Genomic DNA, 13,312 nt, shown 5'->3' on the forward strand with positions numbered 1-13,312 from the left:
TACCGTCGGCGGTGAAACGGAGCGAGGTTATCCACTTTCTAGGGAGTCCGATCATGAGCACCCAGGCCCACCCCCACGCCGACGCCTCGACCGCCCGGGTCCTGCTCGGCATCGCCATCGCGGCGGTCGTCGCCGTCGCCCTCAACGCCGTCGTCGCCTTCGGCGCGACCGCCCTGAATCCGAACGGCACCCACATGGGGCTGGTGGTGATCGCCTACGCGCCGCTGACGGTGGCCGGCGTGCTCGCCGGCGTCCTGGGCTGGGCCGCCGTCCGCCGCTACGCCGCCAACGCCCGCGCGGTGCTGCGCGTGCTGGTCCCGGCGGTCGTGGTACTCAGCTTCATCCCCGACTTCGGGCTGCTGATCTCCGGCATGGCCGACGTGGTCAACCTGGTCGGGCTGCTGGTCATGCACGTGGTGGTCGCGGTCGTCACCGTGACGGCGGTCAGCCGCCTGCTGCCGCTGACCGGCTACCGCCGGACCGTCTAGTTCACGCCGAGGCGGCGGAGCAGGTCCTCTTCCAGGCGATCGAGCTCCTGGGAGACGGCCTTGTGCGCCGCCTTCCGGCGGGCCCCGGGCATCCGCTCGGCCGCCCGGACCGCCGCGGCGAGCTGGGTCAGCCGGGCCTCGCTCGACTCGGCGAAGGCGGCGTCGGTCGCGCGCAGGTCGGTCGCCGCCTGCGCGGCGCCGGCGATGCGGGCGTGCAGCGCGCCGCCGGGGCCCGAGTAGTTGGCCAGATCCTCGACGGCGATGCCGAGACGGCGAGCCCGTCGCTTCTCCATGGCGTCCCGCGCCATCGCGGCGGCCCGCGCCGCGTACGGGGCGATAACGGGCACAACGGCCGGCGCGATGACCTTCGCCAGGCCGACGAGGTTCTTGGCGCGGGCGGGTGTGAGCCGGGGCTTGGACCGGTTGCGTGCCACACCCCGACTCTAGTCCGGGAGGTGGAGATCCACCGGCCGTCGACACGGAGTCCGACCGGCGGAACTAGGCTGCTCACCGTGACGTCTTCGGTGCTGCTCGACGCCGGTGTGGTGACCCGCTGCCGGCGGCGCGTGCACCTGGAGAACGACCCGACCATGGCCGACGCCCCCAAGGCCGAGCCGGACCCGTCCGGGGAGCAGCGCCGGGCCGACGCGATGGCCCACCGGCGCGCGGTCGCCGACCGGATGGCCCGCATGGCCGGCTCGGCCTGGACGGAGATCCCGCTCGACGCGAAACCGGCCGATCGGGAGCGGGCCACCGTGGCCGCGCTCTCGGCCGGCGCCCCGTTCGTGTGGGCCCCGCAGCTGCCGCGGGACCCGGCCGGCGGCCGCCGCGGCGGCATCGACCTGCTGGTCCGGACCAGCACGGGCTACGTCCCGGTGCTGGTCGTCCGGCACAAGGTCACCGATCCGGGCACCGGCGCCCGCACCTCGCCGCTGAGCGAGCCGACCCCGATGGGCATCCGGTCGGACCCGCTGCGCAAGGTCCGTCCCCAGCCCCGGGACCAGCTCCGGCTGGCCCACGCCCAGCGCATGCTCCAGGCCGGTGGCTTCGCCGCGAGCGGCCGTTCCTACGGCGGCGTGGTCGGCATGGACGCCGACGTCGTGCTGTGGCACGACCTGGACGCCCCGACCTGGCCGGGCGCGCGGACCGCGCTGTCCGAGTACGACATGCGCTTCGCCGACCGGCTCGCCGTGGCCAACGCCGCGGCGGCCGGCTCGGAGGCGCTGGCCCGGCCGTCCCGGATCGTCGAATGCCGCAGCTGCCCGTGGTGGCCGGTCTGCGAAGGCGTGCTGAAGCAAGCCCGCGACGTGAGCCTGGTCGTCCGCGGCGAGGACGCGTTCGCGCTGCGCAAGCTGGGTGTGTCCACGGTGGACGAGCTGGCGGCGATGGATCCGGCCACCAAGCTGGTGACCCCGCTGGTCGGCATGCCGCTGTCCGACGCCGTGATCCTGGCCCGGGCCTGGCTGCGGGACCTGACCGTGGTGCGCAGGGTGCGCAAGGTCCGGGTGCCCCGCGCCGACGTCGAGGTGGACATCGACATGGAGAGCTTCGGCGACGCCGGGGCCTACATGTGGGGCTGCCTGCTCACCGGCCAGGACATCGGCGAGCCCCAGGGCTACCGGCCGTTCGTCACCTGGGAGCCGCTGCCCCACGACGACGAGGCCCGCTCCTTCGGCGAGTTCTGGACCTGGCTGATGCGGGTGCGGGACAAGGCCCTGGCCCACAACCTGACCTTCCGCGCCTACTGCTACAACGAGCTGGCCGAGAACCGCTGGCTGCTGTCCTCGGCCGAGCGCTTCGCCGGCAAGCCCGGCGTGCCCACCGTCGCCCAGGTCAACGCCTTCATCCGCGACCCCGCCTGGGTCGACGTCTTCGGCGTGGTCCGCGACCAGTTCCTGTGCGCCCACGGCAAAGGCCTCAAGATCATCGCCCCGGTCGCAGGCTTCCACTGGCGCGACCCCGAGGCCGGCGGCGAGAACTCCATGCGCTGGTACCGGGACGCCGTCGGCATGGACGGCCCGCCGGCCGAGGTCTCCCAGCGCCAGCGGCTGCTCGAGTACAACGAGGACGACGTGCACGCCACCCTCGCCCTGCGCGAGTGGATGAGCTCGCCGGCAATGGCCGACCTCCCCTTCGCCGACGACCTCTAACCGCCCTTGAACTGCTTGGAAGGGGGCTTTCCTTCACTCCGAGTGGAGGAAAGCCCCCTTCCAAGCGTCAAGGCGATGGCTAGCGGGGGGCCATGCGGAGGGAGCCGTCCATGCGGATGACCTCGCCGTTGAGGTAGTCGTGCTCGACGATCGCCACCGCCAGCTGGGCGTACTCGTCGGGACGGCCGAGGCGCTTGGGGAACGGCACGCCCGCGGCCAGGCCGGCGCGGAACTCGTCGGAGACGCCGGCCAGCATCGGGGTGTCGATGATGCCGGGGGCGATGGTCATGACGCGGATGCCGGAGGAGGCCAGGTCGCGGGCGGCCGGCAGGGTGAGGCCGACGACGCCGCCCTTGGACGAGGAGTAGGCGGCCTGCCCGATCTGGCCGTCGAACGCGGCCACCGAGGCGGTGTTGATCACGACGCCACGCTGGTTGTCGGCCAGCGGCTCGGTCTTGGCGATGGCGTCGGCGGCCAGCCGCAGCACGTTGAACGTGCCGATCAGGTTGACCTCGATGACCCGCCGGTAGGTGTCCAGGTCGTGCGGGCCGTTCTTGCCCACGATCCGCCCGGCGGTGCCCACCCCGGCGCAGTTGACCGCGATGCGCAGCGGCGCCCCGGCGGCGACCACGGTGTCCACCGCGGCCTGCACCTGCTCGGGACTGGTGACGTCCGCCTCGACATAGGTCACGCCGTCGACGGCCTCGGCGTTGGCGACGGCCTTGGGCAGGTCGAGCGCGAACACCCGCGCGCCGCGGGCGGCCAGCGCCCGCGCGGTCGCCCCGCCCAGCCCCGAAGCCCCACCGGTCACGATCGCCGCGTTGTCAGAGATCTGCATTCGGCGAGGCTAACTTGCTGGATCGATCAGACGTCGTGTCGGTCGGCCGGATCCTGAAGCAGCCGCAGCATCACCAGCAGCGGCAGGGACAGCACCAGAGCGCCGCCCGCGAACAGTGCGGCAATCAGCAGAATCTCCATGTCAACCAGGGTGCGCGCGGACGGGCCGCCGCCGCGTCGGCCGCAGGTGCCGTTCCGGCGTACGACCGGGGGATGACAAGCATCACACTCAGCGACGACCAGGCGGGCAGATTTCGTCGAGCATGTCCAGGTCGGCCGCGCTGAGCGTGAGCTCGCCGGACCGGGCGTTGGCCCGCACCTGCTCGGGGCTGGTCGCGCCGCAGATCACCGAGGCCACCGTCGGCTGGGCGGCCAGCCAGGCGATGGACAGCCGCACCATCGGCACGTCCCGCTCCTCGGCGAAGGCCCGCAGCTTCTCGATCCGGTCCCACGGCGCCTCGGCCAGCAGCCGCTCCCGCCCGGACAGCCGGCTGCCGGCCGGCGGCTCGCCGTCCTGCCGGTACTTGCCGGTCAGCAGGCCGTTGGCCAGCGGGAAGTACGGCAGCAGCCCCAGCCCGAATCGGCCGCACGCCGGCATCACCTCGCGCTCGACCTCCCGCTCCAGCAGCGAGTAATGGTTCTGCGCCGACACCGGCGCGGCCACGTGCTCGGACTGCGCGGTCCAGGCGGCGTCGGCGATCTGCCAGCCGGCCAGGTTGCAGTGCCCGACGTAGCGGATCTTGCCCTCGTGCACGAGGTCGTCCAGCACGGACAGGGTCTCGGCCAGCGGCGTGCGGGGATCGGGCCGGTGCAGCTGGTACAGGTCGATCCAGTCGGTGTTCAGCCGCCGCAGCGAGGACTCGACGGCCCGCCGCACGTAGCGCCGCGAACCGCGGGCCCCGAAGTCGGGGCCGTTGACGCCCTGCATGTCCACGCCGAACTTGGTGGCGATGACCGCGTGCTCGCGGCGGCCGGAGAGCGCTTGCCCCAACAGCTCCTCGCTGCGGCCGCGCGGCGCGCCGTAGACGTCGGCCACGTCGAAGAAGCTGATTCCGTTGTCCAGCGCGGCTTCCACCACGGAGCGCGCGCCGGCCAACGTCTCCGTCGCGGTGCCGGGCCGGCCCAAGTTGTTGCAGCCGAGGCCGACCGCGCTGACGACAAGACCGGAATCACCCAGGCGACGTTGCTCCACGGGGGGTGACCCTAAACCTCGACTCGCGCCACCGGGTGTTCACCACCTGTACGGCCTAAGCCAGCGGGCCCGTCAACTCCGCCTGCGAACGTCGGTTGCGGAGACTCCTGCGACCAGGTCGGGGTGGTGCGAGGTGTTCGCTCGTCGAATCGCGGTGATCGGGACCGGGTACGTCGGTCTCACCACGGGGGCCTGTCTGGCCTCGCTCGGGCACCACGTGGTGTGCGCGGACGTGGACGTGGCCAAGGTGCAGCGGCTGCGCGCCGGTCAGGTGACCATTCTGGAGCCGGGGCTGGCCGAGCTGGTGCAGGAAGGCCAGGCCGGCGGCCGGCTGGAGTTCGTGGTGGGCGCGTCGGCCGCGGTCGGCGACGCCGAGGTGGTCTTCCTGTGCGTGCCGACCCCGATGGGGCAGGGCGGCGCGGCCGACCTGGCCGCCGTCGAGTCGGTGATCGCCGAGGTCCGCACGATGCTGCCGGTCGGCAGCATCGTGGTGAACAAGTCGACGGTGCCGGTGGGCACCGCGGCCCGGGTGTCCGGCCTGCTCAAGCGCAAGGACGTGCCGGTGGTGTCCAACCCCGAGTTCCTGCGCGAAGGCACCGCGGTGCACGACTTCCTCAACCCCGACCGCATCGTCGTCGGCTGCGACATCCAGGACGCGGCCGAGCGGGTGGCCGCCCTGTACGCCCGGCTGGGCGCGCCGACCGTGCTCACCGACGCGGCCAGCGCCGAGATGGTCAAGTACGCCGCCAACTGCTTCCTGGCGATGAAGCTGTCCTACGTCAACGCCGTCGCCGAGTTGTGCGAGCGGCTGGGCGCGGACGTCGCCGACGTCACCGAGGGCATGGGCTACGACCGCCGCATCGGCCAGTCCTTCCTTCAGCCCGGCCCGGGCTGGGGCGGCTCCTGCCTGCCCAAGGACACCCAGGCGCTGCTTCAGGTGGCGGCCGCGGTCGGCTACGACTTCTCCCTGCTACAGGCCACCATCGACACCAACACCCACCAGCGGCAGCTGATCGTGGCCAAGATCCGCGAGGCCGCCGGCGGCCGGCTGCGAGGCCGGCGGATCGGCTTGCTGGGCCTGGCTTTCAAGGCCGGCACCAACGACCTGCGGGACTCGCCGGCGCTGGCCGTGGCCGAGCTGCTGCGGGCCGAAGGCGCCGAGCTCACCGGCTACGACCCGGGCATCGACCGCGACGTCGACGGTGTCCGGGTGGTGTCCGACGCGTACGAGGCGGCCAAGGACGCCGACACCGTCGTGGTGCTGACCGAATGGCCGGAGTTCCGCGGGCTGGACTGGTCCCGGATCAACGAGCTGGCCGCAGGCTCGGTGGTCGTGGACACCCGCAACCACCTGGATCCGGACGCGCTGCGCCGGCACGGTCTCACCTGGTGGGGTGTCGGCCGTGGCCACTTGGACCTGGGACAGGACCTCGCCGCCGTGATCTGATGGGGTCATGTTCACCACTCGCCCGGAGCTGACCGGCACGGTCGGCATGGTCGCGTCCACCCACTGGCTCGCCTCCGCCGCCGGCATGGTGGTGCTGGAGTCCGGCGGCAACGCGTTCGACGCCGCGGTCGCCGCCGGCTTCGTGCTCCAGGTGGTGGAGCCGCACCTGGTCGGCCCGGGCGGCGACATGCCGGCGATCTTCGCGACCGCCGACGACCTGACCCCGCGTGTGCTGTGCGCGCAGGGCGTCGCGCCGGCCGGGGCGACCATCGAGCACTACCGGGACGAGGGGCTGGACCTGGTGCCCGGCAGCGGTTTGCTGGCCGCGGTGGTGCCGGGTTCGTGGGACGGCTGGCTGACGCTGCTGCGTGATCACGGCACCAAGCCGCTGCGCGCGGTGCTGGACTATGCGATCGGCTACGCCCGCAACGGATTCCCTTTGGTGGGGCGGATTCCGGACACGATCAGCGCGGTCAGCCGGCTGTTCACCGAGCACTGGCCCACCTCGGCCGAGCTGTGGATGCCGGGCGGGCAGGTGCCCAAGGCCGGCACGCTCTTCCGCAATCCGGTGTTGGCCGACACCTGGGAACGCCTGCTGCGCGAGGCCGAATCCGCCGGCTCCGACCGGGAAGCGCAGATCGAGGCGGCGCGAAAGGCGTGGTACCAGGGGTTTGTCGCGGCCGAGATCGAGGCGTTCAGCCGCAAGCCGCACCGGGACGACTCCGGCCGCGACCACGCCGGCGTGCTCACCGGGCAGGACATGGCGACCTGGACGGCGAGCTACGAGGACGCGGTGACCGTGCAGGTCGGCGACCGGACGCTGGCCAAGTGCGGGCCGTGGAGCCAGGGACCGGTTCTGGCGCAACAGGTTCTGCTGCTGCACGAGCTGCGCGACCGGCTCTCCTATGTGGACGGAGTGCCGACCGCCGAGACCGTGCACCTGGCGGTCGAGGCGGCCAAGCTGGCCTTCGCCGACCGTGAGGCCTGGTACGGCGACAGCGCCGACGTGCCGCTCGACGACCTGCTGTCGGCCGAGTACACGGCATCACGGCTGGCGCTGATCGGCGACACCGCGTCGTTGGAGCTGCGGCCGGGTTCGCCGGGCGGCCGGGCTCCGCGGCTGCCGGAGTTCATCGCCTCCGGCCGCGGCATCGGCGGCGGCGACTCGCCGATGGACGCCGCGGTCGGCGAGCCGACGGTCACGCGGGAAGGCCAGATGCGCGGCGACACCGTGCACGTCGACGTGGTGGACCGCTGGGGCAACGTCATCTCGGTGACGCCGTCCGGCGGCTGGCTCCAGTCCTCGCCGACCATTCCGTCCTTGGGCTTCGCGCTCGGCAGCCGGGCCCAGATGTTCTGGCTGGAGGAGGGTCTGCCGGCGTCGCTGGTCCCCGGTCGTCGCCCGCGGACGACGCTGAGCCCGTCGCTGGCCTTCCGGGACGACGTGCCGGTGGCCTTCGGCACGCCCGGCGGCGACCAGCAGGACCAGTGGCAGCTGTGCTTCTGGCTGGCCCACACCGTCGGCGGCCTGAACCTCCAGGAGTCGATCGACGCCCCGATGTGGCACTCGGCCGCGTTCCCGCTCTCGTTCTCTCCGCGCAGCTGGCAGCCGGGCGAGCTGGTCGCGGAGTCGCGGCTGGGCTCGGGGGTGCTGGACGAGCTGCGGCGGCGTGGGCACGAGGTCGTCGACGCTGGGCCGTGGGCCCTCGGACGGCTGTCGGCGGTGTCCCGCGACCCGGCTTCCGGGCTCCTGCGCGGCGCCGCCAACGCCCGGGGCATGCAGGGATACGCCGTCGGCCGCTGACCAAGGTTCCACGTGGAACGTAGTTCGCATTGCCGCTTCGTGACGTACGCGGGGCGGCGTGCGATGTCGTAGCGTCCGGGTGTGCCCCTCAGCCGGAGCCGGAAGACCGTGCTGCTGCCCATTCCGCTCGCGATCGGCTGCCTGCTGATCGCGGGGGCTTCCGCGCACTGGCACCAGCCGCCGCTGCGACTGGACGGGTTCGCGGTGCCGTGGATGCTGGCCGGCGCCGTGCCGCTGTTCTGGCGCAATCGCTGGCCGCACGTGGTCTTCGTGCTCTCGACCGTGCTGGCCTTCAGCTACCTCTACTCGGGATACCCGTCCGCGCCGACGCCGCTGTTCCCGGCCCTGGCGCTGTACACCGTGGCCAAGCGGGTCGGGCCGCTGCGGGCCAGCATCGCCGGATCGCTGCTGGTCATCGGCTTCGGGGTGGCCCAGCTGACCACCGACCGCGACGCCACCGACCTGCGGTACGTGTTCTTCGTGCCGGCCGTGATCGCCATCGGCGTCGCGGCCCGGTACGTGCGGGCCAACCGCCGCTCCCAGTACGAGGTGTTCGAGGAACGGGCCCGCCGCGTCGCCGAGGAGGAGCGGCTGCGCATCGCCCGTGAGGTGCACGATGTCGTCGCGCACAGCCTGGCCATGATCAACGTGCAGGCCGGCGTCGGCGCCCACGTCGCCGACCGGCGGCCCGAGGAGGCCAAGCAGGCGCTGCTGGCGATCAAGGAGGCCTCCCGGGCGGCCCTGGTCGACCTGCGGGCCACCCTCGGCGTGCTGCGCTCCGGCGAGGACCGCGCCCCCGCCCCGAGCCTGGCCCGCATCGAGGAGCTGCTCGCGGCCGCCCGCGGCGCGGGACTGTCGGTCGAGGTCAGCGGCGATCCCGGCGACCTGCCGGCGCCGGTCGACTCGACGGCGTACCGGATCGTGCAGGAGGCGCTGACCAACACCGTCCGGCACGCCGTGGACGCGCGTACCGTCAACGTGCGGTTCTCGCGGGACGAGGAAAGCCTGACCGTGGAAGTGCTGGACGACGGCTCGCCGGTGTCGGCCGAGCCGGGCAACGGGGTGCGGGGCATGCGGGAACGGGCACTGGCGCTCGGCGGCACGCTGCTGGCGCGATCCCGTGACGAGGGGGGATTTCTGGTGCGGGCGGAGCTGCCGCTATGACGATCAAGGTCGTGCTGGCCGACGACCAGAAGCTCGTGCGGGCCGGCTTCCGGCTGCTGCTGGAGACCGAGGACGGCTTCGAGGTGCGCGGCGAGGCGGCCGACGGCGCCGAGGCCGTCGAACTGGCCCGGCAGCACCGGCCGGACGTGGTCGTCATGGACATCCGGATGCCCGGCGTCGACGGTCTCGTGGCGACCAGGCAGATCACCGCCGATCCAGCGCTGTCCGGCGTGAAAGTGTTGGTGCTGACCACTTTCGACGTCGACGAGTACGTCTTCGAGGCGCTGCGGTCCGGGGCCAGCGGGTTCCTGCTCAAGGACACCGAGCCGGTCGACCTGCTGCACGCCATCCGGGTCATCGCCGCCGGCGAGGCCCTGCTCGCGCCTACGGTCACCCGCCGCCTCATCGCCGAGTTCGCCGCCCGGCCCGAACACCGCCGCCCCGACCCGGGGGCCCTGCGGGAGCTGACCGACCGTGAACGCGAAGTGCTGGCCCTGGTCGCCGGCGGGCTGTCCAACGAGGAGATCGCCGAGCACCTGGTGATCAGCCCGGCGACCTCCCGCACCCACGTCAGCCGGATCATGACCAAGCTGGGCGCGCGGGACCGCGCCCAGCTGGTCGTGCTGGCCTACGAGTCGAAGCTGGTCACGCCACGGGAGTGAACAGCTCCCGCTCCATGGCCGCCTTCGGCTTCGCCCCGACGATCGTCTTCACCACTTCGCCCCGCTCGAACAGCAGCATCGTCGGCGCGGCCATCACCTGGTAGTCGCGGGCCGTGACCTGGTTGGCGTCCAGGTCCATCTTCACGATGCCGATCTCCGGATGCTCGTCGGCCAGCCGCTCCAGCACCGGGCCGACCATCCGGCACGGGCCGCACCAGCTGGCCCAGAACTCCACCAGCACCGGCTTGTCGCTGGTCAGCACCCGCTCCGCGAAATCCGCGTCGGTGACCTCTTGCAGCACGATTGCTCCCCTGTCGCCCTCTCGACCGCGGCCGCCACCTGCGCCCGCACCGCCCGCAGCCGCTCGATGCAGTCATCCATCTCGGCCAGCTTGCGCCGGTACACCGCCACCGACGCCGGGCACACGTCCCCCGTCTCGTTGCCCGCCCGCAGGCACTCCACGAACGGCCTCGTGTCCTCCAACGCGAACCCGATCGCCAACAACGACCGGATCTCGTTGACCGCCCGCAGGTCCTCCTCGTCGTACTCGCGGTACCCGTTGGCCGTCCGCCGCGCCGACAGCAGCCCCTGCTCCTCGTAGTAGCGGAGCGATCGAGTCGTCGTCCCGGCCCGGTCCGCCAGCTCACCGATGCGCATACCGGCGACGGTAAACCTTCACGCCGGCGTGAAGGCCAGCGTCCATCCGCTGGACCTCCAGGCCGTAGCCTCCCGACCTGCGCATTCCCGGTTGTCCACAGGTCCCCGGTTGTCCACAGCCACCGCATCTTCAAGGTCGCTCAGCGTCCCCCGCGGATAGACTGGGAGCGGGGTCTGCCCCCTGGGTGGGCGGGGTTTGCTCGAGGGCTTCGGCGTCCAGGCCGAGGTCCTCCCGCATGGCCCGGCGCATGACCTTGTACTCCCGCTGGGCCTCGCGCCACAGCTCGCGTTCCTCGTCGCCGTGGCGGTTGACCAGCAGGCGGGTGGCCAGGGTGGAGCGGCGGACGAGGGATTCCCGCAGCATGGCGCGGATGCGTTCGGGGGCGTGGACGTTGACGGCGCCGAGGGAGCTGCGGGCCTGGGCGGAGACCTTGCGGAGGTCGGCGGCGGAGGCCTCGTCGAGCGATGCGCCTTCGCGGAGGGTGCGGCGGGCGTCGTAGAGGACCCAGTCGAAGGCCTCGATGGCCCCGATGACCTCGGCGTAGGCCTTGGCCCGGCCCTCGTAGCTGCGGTTCTCCCGGTCCTTGGCCCGCTCCCGGGTCCAGCGCAGTTCCTCGCGTTCGGTCTCCCGGCGCCAGCGCCGGTCCTCCCGCCAGCCGGCGATCAGCTGCGCCCCCAGCACGCCGCCCAACCCCAGTAACGCCACCGCCACGGGCACCCACAACGGCACCTGCTCACCAGCCATGCGGCAGAACCTAGCGTCAGGCGATGCCTTCCTGGGGCGTCCAGATGCGGAACGGGTTGAGATGGGCGGGCACGAGGTCGGGGGCGGCGGTGGGGCCGGCCAGGGTCGGCGCCGAGGCGGAGCCGGGCGGGGGCAGTTCGAGCAGGCGGTCGATGGCCTCGGCCAGGGTGCCCTCGAACAGCCAGACGGCCTTGCCGGGCTGGGCGGAGTCGTGCACGGCGGGCGCGCGGCCGGCCTTGGCGTCGTGCTCGGAGCGGAACAGGATGGTGTCGACGAAGCCGCGCAGCTGGCGGTAGCCCATGATCCGGTCGAGCCGGCCGTCCTCGTCGGGGATGTTCATGAACTGGAAGCCGTGGTCACGCAGCTCGGCGAGCTTGCCAAGGACGCCGTCCATGTCGACCTGCCTACCGGTCGGACGGGTTGGACGGACGGTTGTAGCTCGCGACCACGACGCGAATCAGCAGCACCACACCGACCGCGACCAACGCCGCTATCTGCAACGCCACAGTTGCCTCCAAGGTGTCCAGCCCCCACCTTCACCGGCCCCTTGGCACCGGCGAACCTTCGACATCAAGGTGACAGGGATTCACCCGTTTGGGGAATACAGGCATCATTAACAGATTCACAGTCAAACACGGTGGGTGACTGCGTCACACCGTCTTGCCTCTGTCCTGTCACGCTGGGCTGCTGAACCCATTCTGAAGTGATCGGGATCACATAATTCCTGTTAATGGAGAACCGTCCACCTGGTGGTGGCGCCTCGTCATCTGCACGGGAGAACGTCGCGTGCGGGTCGAGCGTACCGACCCGGAGCGGCCGAAGGCTGGGCTAGGGTGCTGGCCGTGGGGGACCAGGGCGAGGACACACAGCCGATCAGCCGACACGAGTCGGCGCTGCCCGACGACCACCCGCTCTACCGCCCCCGCCACGGCAAGCAGCGGTTCGCCCTGGTCACGGCGGTCGTCTTCTTCATGACGCCGCTGTTCGGCCTGACCATCTTCGGCACGCCGCCGTCGATCGAGAACCGCGCGCTGCACCCCTTCCCGAGCCCGGCCGACGGCTGGTCCTTCTTCACCGAGCTGGGCCCCTGGGCCACCGACCACCTGTCCTTCCGTGACGACGCGATCCGGCTGGCCGACGGCGTCAGCCGGTCGGTCTTCGGCGAGCCGCTGTCCGAGGACAGCGGCGACCCGTCCCAGCCGGCCAGCGGCCCGATCGCGGCGGCCCCGGCCCCCACGGCCGGGGCGCCGTCGCCGGGCACGAAGCCGCTGGACAACGAGCCGCCGCCGATCGCCGGCTACCCCCGGGTCATCGAGGGCAAGAACAACTGGCTGTACTTCGGCTACGACACGCAGGGCAAGTGCCAGCCCCAGCAGCCGCTCAACGACGTCATCGCGGCCCTGGTCAAGCTGCGCGCGGCGGTGGAGCAGTCCGGCCGCAAGTTCGTGCTGGTGGTGCCGCCGGACAAGTCGACGGCGGTGCCGGAGAACCTGCCCGACCGCTACGCCGGCAAGTCCTGCGCACAGGCCTACAGCGACCAGTTCTGGGCCGAGGTCACCAGCCAGGCCGGGGCGGTCGACCTGCGGCCGGCGCTGGCCCGGCTGGGCTCCTCGGCCTACTTCCCGCAGGACACGCACTGGACCTTCGCCGGCGGCCTGATCATGACCAGGGCGCTGGCCGGCGCCATCAGCCCGGGCATCGACGTGCCGTGGCGGGTGACCGAGGGGGCCAAGGTGGACGGCCCGGCCGACCTGCCGCCGATGATCGCCCGCACCGGCACCGATACCAGCCACACCTACCGGCTGGCCCCCGACGGCGGCGTGGACCGCGCCCAGCAGGGCCCGTTCGACCTGCGCGACACGGTCAGCTTCCACACCGACAAGCCGGTCAACGGCATGGTCCAGGGCAAGACCGCGATGATCACGGACTCGTTCACCAACTACGCGGTGCCGTTCCTGGCCGCCACCTTCGCCGACATCAGCCTGACGCCCAGCGCCGTCGTGCAGCAGGACCCGGGGGCCGAGGCGCAGCGGATCGTGGACAGCGACACCGTGGTGCTGGAGGTCGTGGAGCGCAACATCGCCTCGGGCATCAGCCCGCTGACCCAGCCCGACGTGCTGAGCACGATCGTCCAGCAGTTGGCCGCACATCCCAAGCGCTGACCGG

The 13,312-nt window shown here is 72.1% G+C and carries 14 protein-coding genes; 7 read left to right on the forward strand and 7 right to left on the reverse strand.

The genetic code is table 11. The features are described from left to right. Positions 1–53 precede the first annotated feature (53 nt). Positions 54–488 (forward strand): DUF6069 family protein, encoded by a 435-nt coding sequence (locus ACIG5F_RS07090; RefSeq protein WP_396516520.1) that lies wholly within the window; start codon positions 54–56, stop codon positions 486–488. Here the strand turns inward: ACIG5F_RS07090 and ACIG5F_RS07095 are convergent. Further along, positions 485–922 carry a DUF6474 family protein gene (locus tag ACIG5F_RS07095; RefSeq protein ID WP_396516521.1) on the reverse strand — a complete coding sequence of 146 codons (438 nt, stop codon included), beginning with the start codon at positions 920–922 and terminating at the stop codon, positions 485–487. The genes ACIG5F_RS07090 and ACIG5F_RS07095 overlap by 4 nt on opposite strands. A 78-nt stretch (positions 923–1,000) precedes the next feature. On the opposite strand from ACIG5F_RS07095, the gene ACIG5F_RS07100 reads away from it, so the two are divergent. Beyond that, positions 1,001–2,638, forward strand: a complete 1,638-nt coding sequence (locus tag ACIG5F_RS07100; RefSeq protein WP_396516522.1) for a TM0106 family RecB-like putative nuclease — start codon at positions 1,001–1,003, stop codon at positions 2,636–2,638. Positions 2,639–2,717: 79 nt separating this feature from the next. On the opposite strand, the gene ACIG5F_RS07105 is transcribed toward ACIG5F_RS07100, so the two are convergent. Next, complete coding sequence (locus ACIG5F_RS07105; RefSeq protein WP_396516523.1) at positions 2,718–3,476, reverse strand: SDR family NAD(P)-dependent oxidoreductase; 759 nt, start codon at positions 3,474–3,476, stop codon at positions 2,718–2,720. A 228-nt stretch (positions 3,477–3,704) separates the two neighbouring features. Then, the gene (locus tag ACIG5F_RS07110; RefSeq protein ID WP_396516524.1) at positions 3,705–4,667 is read right to left on the reverse strand and encodes an aldo/keto reductase; all 963 of its coding nucleotides are present in this window, start codon (positions 4,665–4,667) and stop codon (positions 3,705–3,707) included. Between the two features lie 133 nt (positions 4,668–4,800). Between ACIG5F_RS07110 and ACIG5F_RS07115 the strand changes: the two genes are divergently transcribed. The 4 genes from ACIG5F_RS07115 (at position 4,801) to ACIG5F_RS07130 (ending at position 9,744) form a co-directional block, all read left to right on the forward strand. After that, the gene (locus tag ACIG5F_RS07115) at positions 4,801–6,114 is read left to right on the forward strand and encodes a UDP-glucose dehydrogenase family protein (RefSeq protein WP_396516525.1); all 1,314 of its coding nucleotides are present in this window, start codon (positions 4,801–4,803) and stop codon (positions 6,112–6,114) included. Between the two features lie 7 nt (positions 6,115–6,121). Beyond that, the gene (locus ACIG5F_RS07120) at positions 6,122–7,918 is read left to right on the forward strand and encodes a gamma-glutamyltransferase family protein (RefSeq protein WP_396516526.1); all 1,797 of its coding nucleotides are present in this window, start codon (positions 6,122–6,124) and stop codon (positions 7,916–7,918) included. 81 nt (positions 7,919–7,999) lie between these two features. Further along, positions 8,000–9,082, forward strand: a complete 1,083-nt coding sequence (locus tag ACIG5F_RS07125; protein WP_396516527.1) for a sensor histidine kinase — start codon at positions 8,000–8,002, stop codon at positions 9,080–9,082. Beyond that, positions 9,079–9,744, forward strand: coding sequence for a response regulator (locus ACIG5F_RS07130; RefSeq protein ID WP_396516528.1), 666 nt, complete (start codon positions 9,079–9,081; stop codon positions 9,742–9,744). The genes ACIG5F_RS07125 and ACIG5F_RS07130 overlap by 4 nt, the downstream gene beginning before the upstream one ends. On the opposite strand, the gene trxA is transcribed toward ACIG5F_RS07130, so the two are convergent. The 4 genes from trxA to ACIG5F_RS07150 form a co-directional block, all read right to left on the reverse strand. Then, a complete protein-coding gene (trxA, locus tag ACIG5F_RS07135) occupies positions 9,728–10,045 on the reverse strand; it encodes a thioredoxin (protein WP_396516529.1) in 318 nt (105 codons plus the stop codon). The two genes, ACIG5F_RS07130 and trxA, sit on opposite strands and share 17 nt — an antisense overlap. Continuing rightward, positions 10,000–10,401, reverse strand: a complete 402-nt coding sequence (locus ACIG5F_RS07140; protein WP_396516530.1) for a MerR family transcriptional regulator — start codon at positions 10,399–10,401, stop codon at positions 10,000–10,002. Before ACIG5F_RS07140 ends, trxA begins: the two co-directional genes overlap by 46 nt. 130 nt (positions 10,402–10,531) lie before the next feature. Beyond that, complete coding sequence (locus tag ACIG5F_RS07145; protein ID WP_396516531.1) at positions 10,532–11,146, reverse strand: hypothetical protein; 615 nt, start codon at positions 11,144–11,146, stop codon at positions 10,532–10,534. 16 nt (positions 11,147–11,162) lie between these two features. Continuing rightward, entirely contained in the window at positions 11,163–11,540 is a 378-nt protein-coding gene (locus ACIG5F_RS07150; RefSeq protein WP_396516532.1) for a hypothetical protein, read from the reverse strand. Between the two features lie 448 nt (positions 11,541–11,988). Between ACIG5F_RS07150 and ACIG5F_RS07155 the strand changes: the two genes are divergently transcribed. Further along, on the forward strand, positions 11,989–13,308 hold the full coding sequence (locus ACIG5F_RS07155) for a hypothetical protein (protein WP_396516533.1): 1,320 nt from the start codon (positions 11,989–11,991) through the stop codon (positions 13,306–13,308). The last annotated feature ends 4 nt before the right edge of the window (positions 13,309–13,312 follow it).

This window comes from Kutzneria sp. NPDC052558 (assembly GCF_044547355.1).
Lineage (GTDB): Bacteria > Actinomycetota > Actinomycetes > Mycobacteriales > Pseudonocardiaceae > Kutzneria.